This is a genomic window from Photobacterium sp. GJ3 (assembly GCF_018199995.1).
In the GTDB taxonomy this organism is placed as follows: Bacteria; Pseudomonadota; Gammaproteobacteria; order Enterobacterales; family Vibrionaceae; genus Photobacterium.
Genome location: NZ_CP073578.1, coordinates 1233690 through 1254041 on the forward strand (window position 1 = coordinate 1233690; position 20352 = coordinate 1254041).

Sequence of the window (20352 nt, forward strand, 5' to 3'; positions counted from 1 at the left end):
CATCTGAGCAGACAGGCGCTTTATCAGCGCGCCTGTCTGTTGTTCAGAAAATCGCCATTAAGCTGAGGCTGGCGCCTGGCTCGGCTTGCGTTGCAAGAGCCGGGAGCACAGCAAAGCGATCAGGAAGACGGCACCACCAGAAGCGATGGTGATAGCAAATCCAGCCTGAATGCCAAACGTATCAATCACCCAGCCAACAATGGCTGCCCCGGCAGCGATCCCAATCCCTAACCCAGTGATCATCCAGGTAAAGCCTTCCGTTAACTGACGAGCCGGGACGATGGTTTCAACCAGCCCCATGGTGACGATCATTGTGGGCGCAAAGAAGACGCCAGCGACAAAGACAGACATCGCCAGTGTTGTCGTCCCCGTCACCAGCAACAGCGGTAACGTGGTCAGGGCCGTCGCGAATGAGGCAATGAGTAATTGTTTTTCCAGCGGCATCTTGAGTTTGAGTGTCCCGAAGAATAACCCGGATAAACACGAGCCAGCTGCATAGGCCGACAGGACATAACTGGCGGCAACCGGATTGCCTTGCTGCTCGGCAAACGCCACACTGATGACATCAATGGTACCCACAATGGTGCCCAGGGCCAGTAACGCCAGCATCAGCATTTTCATCGAAAGCGCTTGAAGGGCCGATCCGCTGTGCATGGTGGTTTCCACTTCAATCGGGGGCTCCGTACGGGTTTGTCTGGCGAATAAGGTGACCCCGACACCCAGCAGAATGGCTGCGGCGAATGGCCCGGCTTCGGGCGCGACGGCAACACACAGGCCGACGGCCAGTGGCGGTCCGATAATAAAACACAGCTCATCCATCACGGATTCGAAGGAATAGGCGGTGTGGAGTTTCTCATTGCCCTTATAGAGTGCAGTCCAGCGAGCCCGGATCATCGCTGGCATGCTGGGCATAAATCCGGCCAGCGCAGCGAACAGGAAATAGGTCCAGACGGGTGCTTCATTGCGAATACACAACAGCAGGAGAAGGAGTGCGATGACACTGACGCCTGCCGCGTAAGGTAAGACACGGTGCTGGCCCAAGCGATCCACTGCACGGGAGATCTGCGGTGCCACAAGCGCCATGGTGAAGGTAAAAGTCGCTGCGACCGCACCTGCCAGCCAGTATGACCCGGAAAGTTGAGACAGCATGGTAATGATGCCGATGCCTGTCATGGATGTTGGCATCCGTGCGATGAGTCCGGACAGCGAAAAGGCCAGCGTGCCAGGCGCGCTGAATAATTCCTTGTAAGGGTTCGCCATGGTTTTCTCCATTGAGTGAAATCAAGTATTGTCGGGCCTGATATGCAATGCTTGCATACGCGGCGTATGTGAATCTAATTGACATACGCTGTGTATGTCAATTATAAAATGCAACAGAATGAATAAAAGAAGAGGAAGGCATGGCACGCCAAACACGCAACGAAATGATGGTGGAGACCCGGCTCAAACTGATTCGTATGGCCCGAAAGCAATTCGGCACGGTCGGGTTTGCAGGTGCCGTGATGGATGAACTGACCGGTGAAGCCGGATTAACCCGCGGAGCACTGTATCATCATTTCGGCAGCAAGAAAGGTTTGTTTCTGGCGGTTTATCAGCAGGTGGATCAGGAAATGGATCAGCGACTTCAGCAAGCTGAGCGCGATGCGGCGGATGTGTGGTCTGCACTGACAGGCAGATGCCAGGCGTTTCTGAGTATGGCCACAGAAGCGGATATTCAGCGGATTATTTTGCGGGACGCAGCCTCGGTGCTGGATAGTGAAGTTGTGCAGGCGGTACAGCTCAACTGTATTGCGGCATTGTCGAAACTGCTGAAAACACTGATGGATGAAAAGGTGATCGCACAGGCTTCCCCCATCGTGCTTGCACGCATGATGAACGGGGCACTCACCGATGCAGCCCTTTGGATTGCTCGCAGTAAAACACCGGCCCAAGCGCATTCAGAAGCATCTGAAACACTCCGCGTCTTTTTGAACGGATTACGGACAGATAACGCCTGAATCTTGCATCTGCCCCTGAATACAGGGGCAGGAAAGCAGACGCCTGATCCTGACTGAAGATCACGTTGTGACGTTGTCACTGGTTGTACGCTGGGGTCAGAACTGCACTAAATCAGCCGTGTAAAGTACCTTGGTTGGCAGCCCTGTCGGTGAGCCACCGAGCGGTTCTTCACTGACCGCCAACATTTTGATGTCAAGCTGATCAAACCGGGCATCCTTTGCCAGCGTCATGTCGCCTTGTTTGGGTAACAAACCCAGAGAGATCGGATTGGGTTCATGATTGGCGACCACCCAAAGCTCATAATCTCGGTTGGCTTCTCCCTGAAATGCAGAACCTGCTCGGACGGAGATCGCATCGGAATGGACTTCTACCAGCCAGTAGGAGGCAGTGTCTGTCCCTTTGATGACCGCGAGCTGCTCTGTTGGCGAGGCGGCAGGGAGCTGGATGGCTTGTTCCCGCCACAGGAAAACTGCCAGCACAAGGGAGGCCGCCGTCGCGACAGAAGCCAGCGCGGGCCACAGCCATGAAAGGCCACGGCGGTTGCTCTCGGGCTGGGAGACTGGGGTTTCATTGAAGCCTAACCGGCTGCAAATCTTTGTCCAGACCGCTTCATCGGGTTGAATCGCAGGAATCTGATGCTGGATGTCGTTGAGGTGATTTTCCCATTGCCAGGTGGCTTCGCGAATCCGGCCGGAGCCCATCATCAGCGACTGAAACCGTTTTCTGGCGGGGCCACGCAGGGTACCCAGCACATACTCGGCGGCAAGCATATCGATTAATGTCTGGTTGTCATATCTCATTGTGTCAGACACCTTTGCAACTGTTGAAGTCCCCGGCGAATCCAGCTTTTGATGGTCCCAAGCGGTTTGTCCAGATAATGAACGGCTTCCTGATGGCTGAACCCGTTAAAGTAAGCCAGATGAATCGCTTGTAGCTGTTCCTGGGGTAATTCATCGAGGCATTGGTTGAGCTGATGTACTGAGCCTGTATCAGCGAGTGTCTCCAGATCGATGGCATCGTCCTCTGCTTCATTGAACATGGGGTGTTCTTTGCGAACTTTCTGGTAACGCAATATATCGAGTGCGCGATACCGGGCAATGCTGATCATCCATGTGAGCACTGTCCCTTTGTGGCGCTGGTATTCAGCCGCGTTGTGCCAGATTTTCACATAAGCGTCCTGAATGGCCTCTTCCGCAAGTGCACGGTTGCCAAGCATTCTGATACAGATGGCCAGCAGCTTGCCGCTGGTCTGCCGATATAATTCGGCAAATGCTTTTCTGTCGCCCAGGGCTGTGGCACTGATCAACTTCAGATGAACGTCCTTCTCCATGGTCTTCCCTGTTTGCTGGCTGTTAACAGCCTGAATTTTAATACTGTTTTTAAAGCTAGCAGTTGAACCGGGTTAAGCCAAAAGTATTCAGTCTGTTTGGCATCTTTTGTTGTTACAGCCGCTCCAGCGACCATCGAATCGCCATCATTGCGATGAAGGCCGAACTCACTGGCATGATCCAGCGCTGGTAACTCCAGGTATGCCGCAGCCAGATCAGTCCGGGCAGAGCGATCAGTAAAATCGCAAGTTGTCCGACTTCAACTCCCAGGTTGAATGAAACGATGGCCAGAATGGTATGGCGGGCAGGTAAGCCTAAATCGCCCAGAACAGAAGCAAAACCCATCCCATGTAACAGGCCAAAACCAAAGGTAATCCAGCCGAGCCGCGTGACCAGCGGGAAGATATTATTCATGGCAGCAAACAGCACTGAGATGGCGATCATCAATTCGACCCATCGGTTCCCCGGCAATAAATCCAGAGCAGTTGCAGTCAGTGTGATGGAATGGGCCAGCGTAAATGCCGTGATGATCCATGTGGTGTTGATGAAAATTGATTTGGGGCTGTGGATGCCTTTCCAGCGCCCCTGATCACGGTACAGCACGCAGGTGAGCAGCAGAGCAAGCAGAAACAGGATGTGATCGGTGCCAATCAGAATGTGGATGATGCCCTGGTAAAGATATTCTTGCGCCGTTTCCAGACTGGAAGCACTGCCTGTAGAAAGCAGGAGTGTCGGCTGCCTAACGTCCAGAATCCGGTTCAGCGTTGCATCAGACAACATGATGTTGGCGATGAGTTTATGGCTTTGACTGAGTTCAAAAAAAGTTCCCTGATACTGAAGGCTGACCTGACCTGAATGCGGGCAGCCGACCCGGACTGGCAGCCATAAATAGGGCAGGTTAGCGTGAGAATCCAGCTTAAATCCGCCCGTTTGAGCCAGTGAGCAAAGCGCACTCTCCTGACTGAATTTCAGTTGCGCAAGGAGTGCGCTTGAAATCGTTTCTTCATGGTCTGAAATTTCGCGCCAGCTTAATTGTTGATCTGCGTTCTGATCCAGCGAAACCCCGTCCGCTGCCAGCAGTCTGGCCATATCGGTGAGTTGGACCTGCCAGTTGCCGGTGAAGTTTTTTCCGTCTTGCTGAAGGGTCAGATAAGACGTACTTAACTGATGTGCCTGAGCGAAACTGCTGATTAGCAAGAGTGAGCACAGCATCAGGATCAAATTTTTGATGTGGGATATCATGGCATGTCCTTTTCGGGTGATGACACTGACCTATGACTGAACGGCCATCGCTTGCTCAGCCAGACTCAAAAGTTGCTGATCGGCCTGTAGCCGATTGGTTTGCCAGTTCACTTTTGCCCAGTACAGGGCTTTGTCTGGTACAGGGCTGATTTCCAGGTAGTAGTGCGCAAGGAAGGCTGCATGGGAGATATCTTGCCGTTGCTCCCTTAATTGAACCCGTGCTTCAACTTGCTGGTGCCAGTCGCTTCGGGCGAGTTTGCGTTTTTCGGCCCGTGCCAGTTCAAGCAATAGTGCGTCATCCGGTAAGGCCGAAGACTGAACCAAATTGCCCAGTGTATTGAGGACACTTTCCGGGTCGCCAGCGGCGAGCTTGGCTTTGGCCCAGATTGTCAGATAGCTGATGGTCCGGTCAGGGCTGACAGGCAGCGCCAGATGTTGTATGGCTTCCTGAGGGCGATTCAGATCCAGTGCCATGGCCGCCAGCATCTCCATGACCCAGGCGGCAGAGGTTTCATCTGCCACCGCGAATCGCTCGGAGTACGAGGCCAACTGGCTATAGACAGCTGTTTGTTGGTCCGGGTGTGTTTGCTGATGAAAACTGGCATTCAGGCTACAGGCAGAGGTGATGAGCATGGGAGCCTGGTCAATGAGCATCAGGCATTGTTGTTTGGCAGCATCGAACTTGCCCTGAATGGTCATCACACTGGCCAGTAAGAGTCGTGCGGAACTGTCATCGGGTGATTGTTTCAATGCTTTTTGTAAGGTTTTTTCGGCATCGGCAAACTGGTGCTGATGCTGTTGAATTCTTGCGAGCAGGGACAATGCCTTGGCAGAAGCTGCGCCCGTCAGATAGGGCTGGAGTTGTTGCAAGGCCGTCTGAACGGTTTCTGGCGAAGCGCCAATGAATTGCGCTTGCATCATCAACGCTTCAATGCGATCCAGTGTGGCGGGTGTTGTCGATGGTGCCTGCATGTCTTGCGGGTTCAGTGCAATAATCGGCGCTTGTGGATCTTCAGGAATGCCGGGCTTCGCTGAAGCACTGGCGTGAGCGAAAGCCAGTCCTGTCATGATTAGGTAAACAGTTGCGTTCAGTTTCATTTGAAATCTCCAAAAAAGAGGCCTTCCCTGGCCGAACGAACACGAAGCGGTCTGAAATGCAGACCGAACACGCACACTTTATTCCGCCAGCAAATCATCATAAAAGTCAGGCTGACTGATATCGTTACTGACGTGACGCCCCCGCAGGCTTTTGGGCTCGCTGTTTTCCGAAGCGGCAAAAATCTCACGACTGAATGACGAGAAACTCAGTTGCAGGACTTCGATCGTGATGGAGACCACGGCGTTGACAGGCGGACTTTTGCCGTCTGAAACGCTGAAGGTGAACTGATCATTTCCGGTAAACCCAGTGATGGGGTGTAAGTAAACCGACCGTCAGGCTGGATCTGAACTGAGCCCTGCACGGGGGCGCTGACCAGTGAGAAGGTCAGTGCATCTCCGTCCGGGTCGTCAGCTTTCAGGTTGCCGGATAACGGTGTTTCGGTCTGAGTGACCCCTGAAAAAGGGGTCGCATTTGGCGCGGAATTCTCTGTACCTGCGCCATCATCGGAACTGCCGTTACATCCTGTCATTGCTGTGGCAATACACAGCAGAATGAGAGAGATCAAATACTTCATGGCTTTACTCCTCATTCTGCACCTGTGTCAACACCAGAGCCGGGCAGGGGCGGTGCCAGATAAGGGAAGCTGTCGTCCATCAGCGTGGCATTCACGGGTGCACCATCAGTGAAGGGAACATTGCCGACACTGGCATCTGAGGGTTCACACAGGCCCAGATCGGTTTCTTCACCATTCACCGGAATGGGGTAACACAGGCGGCCCATCACAACTCGCAGGGCAATATCAACCACGTCATCCCCGGGGCGGCGGCCATTAGGGAAGCCCGCCAGATCATCACCGGCCACGCCGAATGGAGATTGTTCCGCCACGGGTTTAGCTGGGATGCCTGTATTCAGGCGAAGCATTTCAGATGGCGTAACCGTTTTGAGCTGATTCACGCCTGGAAAACCGGTCAGAAAAGCGGTGACCAGATCATTTCGGGGAAAGTTGGTTGGTGCCAGCGTCGTGAAACTCGTCCCCAGAGTTGCATTGACAGCATCTTTGAATAGTATATTCAGCAGTTCAGGTAAGCTGGGGTGGGTCACATAGGTCGCAAACTGACCGTCATTCCGAGGCTGTGAAACGGAGAAGGTATCTTTATCTTTCAGACCGATGACCAGTTCGTTCACCAGCGGGTTTCCTAAGCGGGAAACTTGCGTAAGCGCACCCCCGTTAATTTCCGGACGGCTGAAGGTGGCGTAAGGATTCAGTATCCGGGCCTGCGGCAGGCTTGCCGTGGTCCATGCCCCAATCGTGCCATTCCCACTGCCTGTAATGCAGGACTTGGGCACTTCGATGGCCAGTTCGGTGACATTCTTAAATCTTAAATCATCATTCGACTGAGACTGTGTGATACCGCCTGGAAAACCGCCACCGTCGTTAGCGCCGGGGGCACTGTCCCCTTCAACCGGCACATAATTCACTAAATCAAAAGTTTTACCCAGATTGACAACAAAGGGATCTTTGCGCTGACCGGCAAACACTTTCCCTGCACCGGAACAACCCGGTATGCCAAATTCATACACGAACTGATTGGCATAATTGACGTATTCGCCTTCACTGCCAAAGGTTTTCGTGCCGATGAAATCCAAGGGCTTATGGAAGGTGTTTTGTCCGGTCGACAAGTTATTGAGTTTGCTTGCGTTGCCAAAACGCTGCTGACCTGTCACCAGACTCAGTGTGTAGGATTCACTGAAATTCGCAGCACTCTGATCGGCAGCGCTGATGCCCCCGACGACTTTCAGCGGGACAGCAACTGACTGGGTTTGACCGCTGTCGCCGATGTTGAGCATGACCCCCTGATTATTGTTGGGCAAAGCGTTGGTAAAACGGAACTGGAACGTCAGATCTTCAACGGCATCGCCATCGTTATCGATGTGAATGCTGTAGACCGCCGCAGGATCCATCGCGAAATAGTTTGGACCACCGTAGGCATCTTGCAGAGGGATGTAGTTAGCAATCAGGGTGACATACGCTTCACGGCCAGATTCATAACTGTTAAATGCATAGAAGTCTGTAGAGTCCAGTGTGGGCAAACGGGTAATGTTTGGTGCTTCCCGGTGGCTGGACGCAGAAACAATGCTTGAAATACTCAAGGCAAGGACACTGACAACGAGCTTGTGATACATGGTGAACCCTCATCTGTTGTTGTTCGTCCCTTTAGAAACGTGCGGGCAGAGGGTTTGGATGCAAACAATGCGCATTTTTCCGGAAAATTAAAATGACGCTGGATATCAGGTAAATAGGAGAGACAGACTTTGATTCGCGGGTCAGTTCGTCTAGTATGAGGCGTTCCATCGGTTGGAGGATGAAGTCAGGTTATGTCGCGTATTCGAGAAAAAAATCAGGAAGTGATCATTAAATATGCCGGGCGTTTGTTTGCCGAGCAGGGATTTGCCGCAACCAAAGTGGCGGATATCGCAAAACTGGCGGACGTACCCAAGCCGAATGTGTATTACTACTTCAAAACCAAAGAAAATCTGTATCGAGCGGTGCTGGAAAGCGTGACGGAACCTTTACTGGAAGCTTCAAAGCCGATTGAGGATCTGGATGATCCGGCGCAGGCTCTCACGTCGTACATTCATACCAAACTCCGGATTTCCCGCGATCATCCGTTTGCCTCGAAAGTGTTTGCCAATGAAGTCATGTCTGGCGCGCCTTACCTGCCGGAAGATATCCGCGAAGAACTGCTGGCACAGTCCCGGATGATCATCAGTAAACTGGAACGCTGGATTGAAAAAGGTGTGATGGCGCGCGTTTCACCGCAACATCTGATGTTTACCATCTGGGCATCTACACAGACTTACGCAGATTTCAGCTGGCAGATTTGCAATGTGCTTGAGAAAGACGCGCTGGATGATCAGGATTTCGCCAATGCGGCTGAGTTTCTGACCCAGCTTGTGATTCAGGGATGCAAGATTCAAGCGGCTTAAAACCTGAATCCCCCCGCAAAAGAAAGCGCTTTCGCCCCTGAGGAATCAAGACGAAAGCGCTTGGATTGTTCTGAACAGAGCGTGGTTTGTTTTACATGGTTGCTGAGGTGATTCAGCGGCGTTGCTGGAATCGTGCGACCAGCCGTTTCGCTGCGGCCTGATGTCGGTTCAGCAGGGCAGGTAAATCCACACCGATGACGTAGCCATCATGCACCCGCCACTGACCCGCAACCATGACCCGATCCGCCTGATGGGCACCACACAGCACCAGCGCTGCCAGCGGGTCGTGTGCGCCGGAGAAGCGGATGTCGTCCAGCCGGAACATCGCAATGTCTGCCTGTTTACCCACCGCCAGCGTGCCGAAATCTTCACGTCCCATGGCGCGTGCCGAACCGGAAGTGGCCCAGCGCAACGCATCAAAATGGGTGACTTCAGCCGAACCGTAGCGCAGTCGCTGGATGTACAGTCCCATCCGGACTTCATTCACCAGATTCGAGCCATCGTTCGAGGCGGAACCATCGACCCCCAGACCGACTTTGACGCCTGCGGCTTCAAGTTCTTTATTCCGGCAAATACCGGAAGCCAGCATCATGTTAGACGACGGGCAGTGACAAATCCCGACTTCAGCCTGACCTAAACGGTGGATCTCTTCGTCATTGAAGTGAATTCCGTGGGCCAGCCAGGTGCGGTGATTCAGCCAGCCGGTTTCTTCCAGATAGTCGACCGGGCGAAGGCCGAAACGCTCCAGACAGAAGTTTTCTTCATCGATGGTTTCACACAGGTGGGTGTGCACCATGACGTTTTCCCGTTCAGCCAGACGTGCCGTTTCTTTCATCAGATCCGTGGTGACCGAGAAAGGCGAACAGGGGGCCAGAGCAATCTGGGTCATCGCCCCGTCGCCCCGCTGGTGGTACTGACGGATCAGACGCATGCTGTCATCCAGAATCGTCTCTTCTTTCTGGATTGTATGGCGCGGCGGCAGGCCGCCTTCATCTTCGCCCAGACTCATCGAGCCACGGGTAAAGATAGAGCGGATGCCCAGTTTCTGAGCGGTTTCGACCTGAAGATCGATGGCGTGCTCCAGACCGGTCGGAATCAGATAGTGGTGATCCGACGCCGTAGTACAGCCGGACATCATCAGCTCCACCAGCGCCAGTTCAGTGGCTACCTGCATCATTTCTTCGTCCAGGCCAGCCCAGACGGGATACAGCGTTTTGAGCCAATGGAAAAGCTCTTTATTCAGTGCATCCGGATAGGCCCGGGTGAGGGTTTGATAGAAGTGATGGTGCGCATTGACCAGCCCCGGTGTGATGACATGCTCGCTGGCATCAATCACCTGATCGGGTGTCAGGCTGGGTTGTGCACCAAGCGGAACCAGCTCAATCACTTGAGTTCCCTGAATGACCACGCCGCCGCGGGCATCCTGTGCAGTGGTTGAGCCTGTGTAAATGGCTAAAGGGTTTTTCAGCCAAATGGTTTCCATTTCTTTCGTCCTTAGCCTTCTCTGCCGTTTCCGAGGAGAAGGTCTGATGGGGTTGACCCGGCCGAAACCGGGTCAGGGGTTAATAAAAGTATTGATGACCCTCTGTTCAGGATTGTTTTACGGTTTCAATGGTTTGCTTTTTTTCTGCTGACTCAGACGTTTGTACCGTCGATGCAGTTGCTTCGTCATCGTCAGCCGTTTCCTCAGTTTGATCGCTGACGGCAGATTCAGGCAGAATCTGATTCAGTAATACGGTAATGATGGTGCCTGTGGTGATCCCGGAGTGGAACAGGCTTTGTAAGTCATGCGGCAGATGCTGAATCAGGCGCGGTTCAATGGTCACAGCCAGACCCGAGGCCAGACCGACACAAATCACCAGCGCATTACGCTTGGTATCTGCGGCTTTAATCAGCATGCGAATCCCGGCATAGGCAATCATACCGAACATGATGAAGCCCACACCGCCCAGAACCGGTTTGGGAATGGTAACGGCAATGGCCGCCAGTTTCGGGAACAGGCCCCCAGAATCAGCAGACCGCCTGTGGCTGCAACCACATAACGGCTGGCAACGCCTGTAATTCCGACAATGCCGACGTTCTGACTGAATGATGCCAGCGGCATGGCTGTCAGGAATGATGCCAGGGTGCTGCCCAGACCATCGCCCAGTAAGCCACGCTTCAGATCATTGCCAGACAGTTTGACTTTACAGTTATTCGCCAGCGCCATGAAATCACCAGTTGCTTCCGCGATAACCACGATATAGACCAGGCTCATGCTCACAATCGCAGACAGACTGAAGCTCATGCCATATTCCATGATAGCCGGGCTGCCGACCCAGGCGGCGCGTGAAATCTGATCCAGATCGACCATGCCCATCGACAGTGCCACCAGATAACCACCAGCCAGACCAATCACGATGGCAGAAGCAGCAACGGCACCACGGCAGTAAATCGAGACAACAATGACAATCGCCAGCGAAATAAACGCCAGGAAGAGTTTCGGCATGGTGGCAAACTGTGCGCTGGAGTTCGGTGCATCGCCGACCCAGTTCATCGCTACAGGCAGGATGGTCAGGCCGATGAGTGTAACAACGACGCCGCTGACCACGTTTGGAAACAGCTGCTTTATCTTATCCATGAAGAAGCTGGCAGCGACCACGACAAAAGAACCGACCAGCGCGGCGCCCATGATGGCTCCGACCCCGCCGTCGTTGCCGATATTGATGGCTACGCCCAGAAAACCAAAGCTTGAGCCCATGACCACAGGAAGGCGAATCCCCACCGGACCAATCCCCAGACATTGCGCGATAGTGACAATGCCGGAAGCAAGAAGGGCGGCATTGATCAGCGTGACGACTTCGTCGGTTGGTAATCCGATCGAGGTGCCGACAATCAGTGGCACCGCAACGATACCGCCAATGGAGGCAAGCATGTGCTGAATGGCCAGGAGCAGGGTAATACTGTGGGGCGGTCTCTGGTTGAGCGTATAGAGAAGTTTCATCGTTATTTCTCCACAATTCATCCGATGAATTGGCAGCGTAGGGTTAATGTTGTGTTAACGTCTTTTTGGTTTTAAAGGGTGCAGGGACCCGCTTCTGTATCGTTGACAGAAGAGGTGTGCACCAAAATCGTTGCTGTTTATTGTTTTAGAATCAGAGGTATACCAGCTTGGCGACAAAGATTGCCGTCAGGATATACATACTGATGGAGACTTCTTTGGTCCGGCCGGTTGCGACTTTCAGAACCGTGTAGGTGATAAAGCCCAGTGCGATGCCGTTTGCGATTGAGAACGTCAGGGGCATCATCAGCGCGGTGATCGCTGCGGGAGCGGCATCGGTGAAATCGTTCCATTTCACGTGCTGCATACTGCCCATCATGACGAATGCGACGTAGATCAGCGCACCTGCGGTTGCGTAGGACGGGATCATCCCTGCCAGTGGCGAGAAGAAGATCGCAGCGACAAACAGCAGACCAATCACGATCGCAGACAGACCGGTACGGCCACCTGCCGCCACACCAGCGGCGCTTTCGACATAACTGGTGACTGGAGGACAGCCGACACAGGCACCGGCGACGCTGGCGATACTATCGGCTTTCAGGGCTTTGCTCAGACCTTCAATCCGACCGGTTTCTTTATTGCGCAGATGCGCACGTTCTGCCACACCCATCAGGGTGCCTGCGGTATCAAACATATTGACGAACAGGAAAGCCAGAATCACGCTGATCATTGAAATATTCAGGGCGCCGGTGATGTCCATGGCAAACAGGGTGGGTGCCAGACTTGGTGGCATGGAAACAACACCGTTGTACTGAACCAGGCCCAGCAGGAAGCCGACTAAGGTCACACTGAACATGCCGATCAGCACGGCACCGAAGATTTTTCGCTCGCTCAGGACTGCGATGATCAGGAAACAGATGGCGGCCAGCAGCGCTTGTGGCTGAGTGAAATCACCCAGGCTGACCAGTGTTGCCGGACTGTCGACGACAATCCCCGCTGTTTTCAGGCCGATCAGGCCCAGGAACAGACCGACACCGGCCGTCATTGAAAATCGGAGACTTTCAGGAATACTTTCGATAATCCATTCGCGGACTTTGTAGAAACTCATCGCGACAAACAGAATACCGGAAATAAAGACAGCGCCGAGTGCGACCTGCCAGCTGTAACCCATCTCCCCAACGACGGTGAAGGCGAAGAAGGCATTCAGGCCCATCCCCGGCGCCAGACCGACGGGCCAGTTGGCAAACAGACCCATAAGGAGTGTCCCAATCGCGGCACCAATGCAGGTGGCGACGAAGACTGCTTCAGCATCCATGCCTGAGGCCGACATGATCTGTGGGTTCACGAAAATGATATAAGCCATGGTGGCAAAGGTTGTTATCCCACCGACGATCTCGTTTCTCACATTGGAGCCGTGAGCTTTGAGTTGAAACAGGCGCTCTATCAGTGAAACCGGGCCGGCTTCAGAACGGCTGAGCGTTTCTGTTTTGGTATTGTTCATGACGACGCTTCCTTTTTGTGCCTGAAACTGCTGTGTGCTGGTAATTATTGGTATATCCAACTGCACAAATGAATCAGGGCTTCCCTCTATCTTCCAGGCCGTCACTTACTGAAATCCCTCTGGCGCGATGACTGCCCGAGACAACATGGTTTCTGAAGTGATTACGAATTAGCCTGCACTTTTGTATACAACTTCAAACTCTCTTGTCTGGTTTCCGAGACTGCATCTGACCTCAGCACCGGAAACCTTGTTTTTACTACTTTCGTTCTGTTTTGGATCAGCTGCCCCGGTATGTGGAGAAGCTGTACGGAGAAACCAGCAGCGGCACATGGTAGTGGCTTCCGGTATCTGCGATACCAAACCGAATCACCACATCATCCAGGAAAGGCACGGACGCCAGCTCGACACCTTGCTGACGAAAATATTCGGCTGTGTCAAAAATCAGCTGATATTTACCAGATGTCAGGGCATTGCCTTCCAGAATTGGCTGATCGGTTCGGCCGTCAGCGTTGGTATGAACGGTTTTCACCAAAACAAAATCTGTGCCTTCCTGGCGGTACAGAGAAACTTTGATTTCTGCTCCAGGTAAGCCTGAGGCTGTATCAAGCACGTGAGTAGTCAGTTTTCCCATGGATAACCTCGCGCGTTGCGCTCCTTAGTTGTACGAATATGGATGACGTTTTGCATACTTATTGTATGCCGTCGATGTGTGATTCGTTATCAGTTCGTCACATTGTATTTAACTATGTACACAACTTTGTCGATTAGTAAAGGCCCGTGTAACCGAAATGTTAACTCGGAAGTTAGGTGTTCTAAGCCCTTGTCGCGTATAGTATGTCATTAAGATATTGATCTTAAAGAAACCTATCTATAGATAACAAGCATTTAACTTTTTTTGATTGTTCACAAAAAATGTTAGGTACATTTTATTTACAAAAATTCTGGATATTGTATACAATCGCTGTTATAAATTGATTATCAGATGGTCAGGAAGAAGACCAATTAGGATCTAAAGGAGTCATGTGTGAGTAATGAGTATCCACGCAATCTGATCGGCTACGGTGCTGTGCCTCCGCACCCACGGTGGCCAAATGACGCCCGCGTCGCAGTCTCTTTTGTTCTCAACTATGAAGAAGGTGGAGAACGCTGCATTCTACACGGCGATAGCGAGTCAGAAGCATTTTTGTCTGAGATTCCAGCCGCACAGCCTTTTCCGGGTCAGCGTCATATCAGCATGGAATCTATTTATGAATATGGCAGCCGTGCAGGCGTGTGGCGTATTCTGCGCCTGTTTAAAGAATATGATGTGCCGCTGACGATTTTTGGTGTGGCTATGGCACTGGAACGTCATCCGGATGTGGCGAAAGCCTTTGTCGATGCTGGCCATGAAATCTGCAGCCACGGGTATCGCTGGATTGATTATCAGAACATGGATGAGTCCGCAGAGCGGGATCACATGATGAAAGCGATTGAGATCATCCGTAATCTGACCGGTGAGCGTCCTTATGGCTGGTATACCGGCCGTACCGGGCCGAATACACGTCGTCTGGTCGCAGAGGAAGGCGGTTTCCTGTATGACTCCGATGCCTATGATGACGACCTGCCATACTGGCATGAAGAGGGGCCAAAACCACAGCTGGTGATCCCTTACACGCTGGACGTGAACGACATGCGTTTCGCAACGGTTCAGGGCTTCAACGCCGGCGATCAGTTCTTCAACTATCTCAAAGACACCTTTGACACCCTGTATGAAGAAGGCGCGACCGCACCCAAAATGATGTCTGTGGGTTTGCACTGCCGCCTGATTGGCCGCCCGGGCCGGATCGCTGCACTGCGCCGTTTTCTGGATTATGTGCAACAGCACGACAACGTCTGGCTGTGCCGAAGAATTGATATTGCCAAGCACTGGCACGAGCATCACCCGCACCCAAGTATGAAGGAGTATTAATGATGGCACGTTTTTCGTCTTGCCAGCCGAGCCAAATGAGCCGGGAAGCTTTTGTTTCGCATTTTGCGGATGTGTACGAGCACAGCCCATGGGTGGCGGAAAAAGTGTATGACAATGGCATCAACGAAGCTGATGACGAGATCAGCACACTGCATGCCCGCATGGCCGATGTCTTGCTGTCTGCCAGCAAAACAGAACAACTGGCCCTGATCAATGCACACCCGGATTTAGCCGGCCGTGCAGCCATGAATGGTGAACTGACGGAAGCTTCGACCTCTGAGCAGGCCGGTGCAGGGATTGATCAGTGTTCCGCAGAAGAATTTGAAAAATTCAATCGTTATAACGACAGCTACAAAGCAAAGTTTCAGTTTCCCTTCATCATGGCTGTGAAAGGGGCCAATCGTTATCAAATCCTTGAGTCGTTTGAGGAGCGATTAGGTCATGAAATTGACGCTGAGTTCAATCAGGCGCTGAAAGAGATCAATAAGATCGCTTTGTTCCGCCTGCAGACAATGTAACCCGAACAGGAAGAGAAAGGATGAGTACTCCCGTGAGACAACTGACGATTGAACCGCTGACACGCGAAGCCTTTGCCCCTTTTGGTGATGTGATTGATAAAGAAGTCAGTGACTACTTTATGATCAATAATGGGTCGACCCGACGTTACCATGCGATGGCGAATGTGGATGTCGCAGAAGAAGGTGGCTCTGCAATCATCAGTATCTTCGAGGCCCAGCCACTCAGTTATCCGTTGCGGATAGCGATGATGGAGCGTCATCCACTGGGTTCTCAGGCTTTCATTCCTTTACTGGGCAATCCGTACCTGATCCTGGTGGCCCCGGCAGGGGAAACACCAGACCCCGCTCAGCTTAAGGCGTTTTACAGTAATGGACGTCAGGGCGTGAATTATGGAAAAGGGGTTTGGCACCACCCGGTGCTGGCACTGCACGAGAACGACCAGTTTTTAGTCGTCGATCGTTCAGGACCCGGCAATAACTGCGATGAAGTGTACTTTTCTGACGATGTCCGTATCGAATTATCACTGAGCAGTTTAGAGCAGGAAGCATCAACCGTCGTACTTTGATAAGCCAGAGAGCAATCAAAGAACGCATAACATAACAGGAGTTCGTTATGGATCCACATATGACGGAATGGCTGAATCTGGTAATCCGCTGGATTCACATGATTGTAGGTATCGCATGGATTGGTGCCTCATTCTACTTTGTCTGGTTGGAAAACAACCTGAACCGTGTCAACCCGAAAACCGGCCTGTCTGGTGATTTATGGGCCATTCACGGCGGTGGTATCTACCACCTCGAAAAATATAAGCTGGCACCGCCAAGCATGCCGGAAAACCTGCACTGGTTTAAGTGGGAAGCTTACTTCACCTGGATTACCGGTGTTCTTCTGCTGGGCGTCGTGTACTACCTGAATGCCGATATCTATCTGGTTGCGCCGGGTTCCGGTTTGGGAGCAACGGCATCGGTTGCTCTGGGTGTCGGTGCGCTGGCTGCCGGCTGGATTATCTACAGCCTGCTGTGTGACTCCGCGCTCGGTAAAAAACCGATGTTGCTGGGGATCATTCTGTTCTTCGCACTGGTTGGCGCGGCGTATGGTCTGAGCCAGGTCTTCAGTGGCCGGGGTGCTTACATCCACGTGGGTGCAATCATCGGGACCATCATGGTCGGAAATGTTTTCTTCGTAATTATGCCGGCTCAGCGTGGCCTGGTGAAAGCGATTGAAGAAAACCGCGAACCGGATCCGGTACTGCCTGCGAAAGGTCTGCTGCGCTCACGTCACAACAACTACCTGACGCTGCCGGTGCTGTTCATCATGATCAGTAACCACTTTCCAAGCACGTACGGGTCGGAGTACAACTGGCTGATTCTTGCTGGTCTGGCCGTGTTCAGTATTTTGGTTCGCCATTACTTTAACACCCGTCATGGCAGCCAGAAATATGCCTGGACCATGCCGCTGGCCGCGCTGGGCATGATTGCACTGGCATTTGTGACCTCCCCATACGCAAGCAAAATGGGTGAAACTGCGACGCCTTCAGCGAAGGTTGAGTCAACGGCATCACAGGCTGAGCAGGGCACAACGGCTTCAGCGCAGCCAGCAGCAGCGCAGGGCGTCAGTTTTGCTCAGGTCAATGATGTGATTCAGGAGCGTTGTACGGTTTGTCATTCGGCTCAGCCGACGCACGCCGCCTTTACCACAGCGCCTGCAGGTGTGATTCTGGATACACCGGAAGAAATTAAAGTGAATGCGCCACGCATTGTGGCCCAGTCGGTACAAACGAAAGTGATGCCACTGGGTAACCTGACTCAGATGACAGATGATGAGCGTCAGCTCATTGGCACCTGGGTGAAGCAGGGCGCGCAACTCTAGTGTTCCCCTCGGGGGCGAAAGCCCCTGTTATACCAATCAAAGTCAGTCAGTTATCGAGCATTTGAACAAGCTAGGATGACCAATGATTGACTGCGATTGGTATGATAGTCCGTTTGCCTGAACTTCCTGTGACTGCAGTCAGGCGGCATACAACGAATCGATTCACACAGATGGCAATCTGAATGGGTTCGGGGTAGGCAGCAGTCCGGGAGTGACGGCGACTCATCTCCTTTACATATCAATCCATAATATGTGACCAGCCCCATACGTGTTGTATCGGGGCTTTTTTTGTGGTTTCGAACGGCCCTTGCTGGATAAAAGGGGATGTGTTGTGACTTGTGATTCAATGAAATCACCACGCATTGAATTTACTCAATTTCATTATTGCGCGCAGGCGGGAGTCCATAGGGAGCCGAGTTAAAAGTACACGGAAATCATCATTGAAGAGATAGAATCACAACATGGTTCAGGCCATTCTGTAGCATCGTTCACAGCACTTAGACGAGACTCCATCGCATCAACGTCACTGGATTCCCGCCTGCGCGGGAATGACAAGGGTTTGGCATTTTATCTTGTGGTAAGATATTAAAACTGAAGGGAAAAATCATGCTTCTCAAGCAACACTCCCTCACACCGACAACACTCAATTTCGTCATTCCCGCGCAGGCGGGAATCCATAGGGCGCCGAGTTAAAAGTACACGGAAATCGTCATTGAACAGATTGAATCACAACATGGTTCAGGCCATTCTGTAGCATCGTTCACAGCACTTAGACGAGGCTCCATCGCATCAACGTCACTGGATTCCCGCCTGCGCGGGAATGACGATCTTTAAAAAATTCACTTGTCTGTTTGAATGATGAGTTTTCAGGGTGTTGTCTGCTGTTTTAATAATAAAAGATTAGAGTGTTATCTGTTTATTTAATATGAGTTTCAGAATCGAAAATCATGTTTTGTAATAGATCACTACACATCGAATGTATCCAGAATTCGTCATTCCCGGCAGGCGGGAATCCATCAATCACAGAGTTTGAAACACCAGAAGAATTTATTATTGAGATGATTCGGCAACAACAATGAGTCATGAAAATGAATCACTCTCAAGCCTCATCTGATGTTCGAAGGGGTTGTTCAATCCAGCGGCCGCGCCAACAATATCAACAATGCATCATTGTCGGTCAGCATATCGGCAATGGTGCATTCGTCCAGTTCAGCCAGAAAGGCTTCTTTGGCTCTGGCCAGATGGTTTTTCAGACGGCAGGCCGGGGTGATGTGACAGAACTCCGGTGCGCAATTCACGACTTGCAGTGGTTCTAAATCACGAACCACCTGGCCAATCACGATGGTTCCGGCTGGCCTGGCCAGACAGATTCCCCCGTTTTTCCCGCGGACTGTTTTCACATAGCCCAACTGACCCAGTTTATTGACTATTTTCACCATATGGTTTCTGGACACAGCAAAAGTCTCACTGACGTGAGTGATGCTGGTTAATTCCCCGTCTGGCAAGGATCCAAGCAGGATCAGTGCCCGTAGGCCATAGTCGGTAAAGTTGGTCAGTTGCACGGTTTTCCCTCATTTCGTTCGAAGGGCATTGTAATTCCTTTATTGACTGAAAGATATATTTCAGATACAACTTTAAAACATGCATTACAGATACATGTTTTAAGGAAGTCACTATGCTGAGTCAGAACACCATTGAAATCGTGAAATCTACCGCACCGCTGCTGGCCGAAACCGGCCCGAAACTTACCGCTCATTTTTATGACCGGATGTTCACCCATCACCCTGAGCTTAAAGACATTTTCAATCTGACCCATCAGGACAGTGGTCGTCAGCGAGAAGCGTTATTTAACGCGGTGTACGGCTATGCAGCCAACATTGATAACCTGGAAGTCTTGCTCCCTGTGGTTGAAAAAATTGCGCAGAAACATGCCAGTTTCAATATCACTGCCGAGCAGTACGCCATTGTTGGCGAGCATTTACTGGGCACTATCGATGAGATGTTTGCACCGGGTCAGGCCGTATTGGATGCCTGGGCAGAGGCTTACGGTGTTCTGGCGAAAGTCTTTACTGACCGGGAAGAAGCGATTTATCAGGCAAGTGAGTCTAAAACCGGTGGCTGGCGCGGATTGCGTGAATTTGAACTGGTTGCCAAAACGCGGGAAAGCGAGGGAATTACCAGCTTTGAACTGATGCCCACGGATGACCAGCCTGTTGCGGCGTACCAGCCCGGCCAGTACATCGGTATTTACCTCAAACCCGCACATTTTGAATATCAGGAAATTCGTCAGTACAGCCTGTCGGGTGCACCTCAGCAGAAGACGTATCGGATTTCTGTGAAGCGCGAATCGCAGGGACGTGTGTCGGCTTATCTGCACGATCACCTGAAAGTCGGCGATAAAGTACAGCTTGCGCCACCGTCCGGTGATTTCTTCTTCCGTTCGGATGCCCGAAAACCCGTTGCACTGATTTCTGCAGGTGTCGGTCTGACCCCGATGCTGTCGATGCTTGAGTCGTTGCAGGAGGCCCATCAGGCCCCGGTTCACTGGTTACATGCGGCAGACAACCATCAGCATCATGCATTTAAGAAGCATGTGGAAGCTTTGACGGCGGCATCAACGCAGATGACTCGTCACGTGTGGTACCGTGAGCCTCAGGGGGTTCAGGCTGATTTCGAAGGCTTGATTGATCTGACACAGCTTGAAGGCACGATTGACTGGCAACAGACCGATTTTTATTTCTGTGGTCCGGTTGGGTTCATGCAATTCATTGCCAGACAGCTACAGGAAAAGGGTGTCAGCACGTCGCAAATGCACTATGAGTGTTTCGGGCCGCATCAGGTGTTGTAATACCAATCGCAGTCAATCACTGGTCATCCTAG

General features: G+C 52.1%; 18 protein-coding genes and 1 pseudogene. 7 read left to right on the top strand and 12 right to left on the bottom strand.

Going from position 1 to position 20352, the window contains the following annotated elements; genetic code table 11:
- Positions 1–57 precede the first annotated feature (57 nt).
- Entirely contained in the window at positions 58–1260 is a 1203-nt protein-coding gene (locus tag KDD30_RS05470) for an MFS transporter (protein ID WP_211647864.1), read from the bottom strand.
- 140 nt (positions 1261–1400) lie between these two features.
- Between KDD30_RS05470 and KDD30_RS05475 the strand changes: the two genes are divergently transcribed.
- Positions 1401–1997, top strand: a complete 597-nt coding sequence (locus tag KDD30_RS05475; protein WP_211647866.1) for a TetR/AcrR family transcriptional regulator — start codon at positions 1401–1403, stop codon at positions 1995–1997.
- Positions 1998–2093: 96 nt separating this feature from the next.
- On the opposite strand, the gene KDD30_RS05480 is transcribed toward KDD30_RS05475, so the two are convergent.
- The 6 genes from KDD30_RS05480 to KDD30_RS05505 form a co-directional block, all read right to left on the bottom strand.
- Positions 2094–2798 carry an anti-sigma factor domain-containing protein gene (locus KDD30_RS05480; RefSeq protein ID WP_211647868.1) on the bottom strand — a complete coding sequence of 235 codons (705 nt, stop codon included), beginning with the start codon at positions 2796–2798 and terminating at the stop codon, positions 2094–2096.
- Positions 2795–3328 carry a sigma-70 family RNA polymerase sigma factor gene (locus KDD30_RS05485; protein WP_211647870.1) on the bottom strand — a complete coding sequence of 178 codons (534 nt, stop codon included), beginning with the start codon at positions 3326–3328 and terminating at the stop codon, positions 2795–2797. The genes KDD30_RS05480 and KDD30_RS05485 overlap by 4 nt, the downstream gene beginning before the upstream one ends.
- Before the next feature lie 112 nt (positions 3329–3440).
- The gene (locus tag KDD30_RS05490) at positions 3441–4568 is read right to left on the bottom strand and encodes a HupE/UreJ family protein (RefSeq protein ID WP_211647872.1); all 1128 of its coding nucleotides are present in this window, start codon (positions 4566–4568) and stop codon (positions 3441–3443) included.
- Positions 4569–4598: 30 nt separating this feature from the next.
- Complete coding sequence (locus tag KDD30_RS05495; protein ID WP_211647874.1) at positions 4599–5666, bottom strand: lipopolysaccharide assembly protein LapB; 1068 nt, start codon at positions 5664–5666, stop codon at positions 4599–4601.
- A gap of 206 nt (positions 5667–5872) precedes the next feature.
- Complete coding sequence (locus KDD30_RS05500) at positions 5873–6241, bottom strand: Ig-like domain-containing protein (protein WP_211647876.1); 369 nt, start codon at positions 6239–6241, stop codon at positions 5873–5875.
- An 11-nt stretch (positions 6242–6252) separates the two neighbouring features.
- Positions 6253–7851: a DUF4331 domain-containing protein gene (locus tag KDD30_RS05505; protein ID WP_211647878.1), complete on the bottom strand. Its 1599-nt coding sequence runs from the start codon at positions 7849–7851 to the stop codon at positions 6253–6255.
- Positions 7852–8043: 192 nt separating this feature from the next.
- On the opposite strand from KDD30_RS05505, the gene KDD30_RS05510 reads away from it, so the two are divergent.
- The gene (locus tag KDD30_RS05510; RefSeq protein ID WP_211647880.1) at positions 8044–8655 is read left to right on the top strand and encodes a TetR/AcrR family transcriptional regulator; all 612 of its coding nucleotides are present in this window, start codon (positions 8044–8046) and stop codon (positions 8653–8655) included.
- 112 nt (positions 8656–8767) lie between these two features.
- Here KDD30_RS05510 and KDD30_RS05515 read toward each other — a convergent pair whose 3' ends face one another.
- The 4 genes and pseudogenes from KDD30_RS05515 to uraH form a co-directional block, all read right to left on the bottom strand.
- Positions 8768–10138: an 8-oxoguanine deaminase gene (locus KDD30_RS05515; protein ID WP_211647882.1), complete on the bottom strand. Its 1371-nt coding sequence runs from the start codon at positions 10136–10138 to the stop codon at positions 8768–8770.
- Positions 10139–10244: 106 nt separating this feature from the next.
- Positions 10245–11638: pseudogene (locus KDD30_RS05520) on the bottom strand (nucleobase:cation symporter-2 family protein).
- Positions 11639–11789: 151 nt separating this feature from the next.
- On the bottom strand, positions 11790–13136 hold the full coding sequence (locus KDD30_RS05525; RefSeq protein ID WP_211647884.1) for an NCS2 family permease: 1347 nt from the start codon (positions 13134–13136) through the stop codon (positions 11790–11792).
- 277 nt (positions 13137–13413) lie between these two features.
- Positions 13414–13767 carry a hydroxyisourate hydrolase gene (uraH, locus tag KDD30_RS05530; protein WP_211647893.1) on the bottom strand — a complete coding sequence of 118 codons (354 nt, stop codon included), beginning with the start codon at positions 13765–13767 and terminating at the stop codon, positions 13414–13416.
- 393 nt (positions 13768–14160) lie between these two features.
- Between uraH and puuE the strand changes: the two genes are divergently transcribed.
- The 4 genes from puuE to KDD30_RS05550 are packed head-to-tail and all read left to right on the top strand — an operon-like array spanning position 14161 to position 17472.
- Positions 14161–15084, top strand: a complete 924-nt coding sequence (puuE, locus tag KDD30_RS05535; protein ID WP_211647898.1) for an allantoinase PuuE — start codon at positions 14161–14163, stop codon at positions 15082–15084.
- Positions 15085–15086: 2 nt separating this feature from the next.
- Positions 15087–15602, top strand: coding sequence for a 2-oxo-4-hydroxy-4-carboxy-5-ureidoimidazoline decarboxylase (gene uraD / locus KDD30_RS05540; RefSeq protein WP_211649581.1), 516 nt, complete (start codon positions 15087–15089; stop codon positions 15600–15602).
- 20 nt (positions 15603–15622) lie between these two features.
- The gene (locus KDD30_RS05545; RefSeq protein WP_211647899.1) at positions 15623–16168 is read left to right on the top strand and encodes an ureidoglycolate lyase; all 546 of its coding nucleotides are present in this window, start codon (positions 15623–15625) and stop codon (positions 16166–16168) included.
- A gap of 47 nt (positions 16169–16215) precedes the next feature.
- Entirely contained in the window at positions 16216–17472 is a 1257-nt protein-coding gene (locus KDD30_RS05550; RefSeq protein WP_211647900.1) for a urate hydroxylase PuuD, read from the top strand.
- A gap of 1130 nt (positions 17473–18602) precedes the next feature.
- Here the strand turns inward: KDD30_RS05550 and nsrR are convergent.
- The gene (gene nsrR / locus KDD30_RS05555) at positions 18603–19034 is read right to left on the bottom strand and encodes a nitric oxide-sensing transcriptional repressor NsrR (protein WP_211647901.1); all 432 of its coding nucleotides are present in this window, start codon (positions 19032–19034) and stop codon (positions 18603–18605) included.
- Positions 19035–19147: 113 nt separating this feature from the next.
- Here nsrR and hmpA point away from each other — a divergent pair, with 113 nt between their 5' ends.
- Positions 19148–20320, top strand: a complete 1173-nt coding sequence (hmpA, locus tag KDD30_RS05560; protein WP_211647902.1) for an NO-inducible flavohemoprotein — start codon at positions 19148–19150, stop codon at positions 20318–20320.
- Positions 20321–20352: the final 32 nt, after the last annotated feature.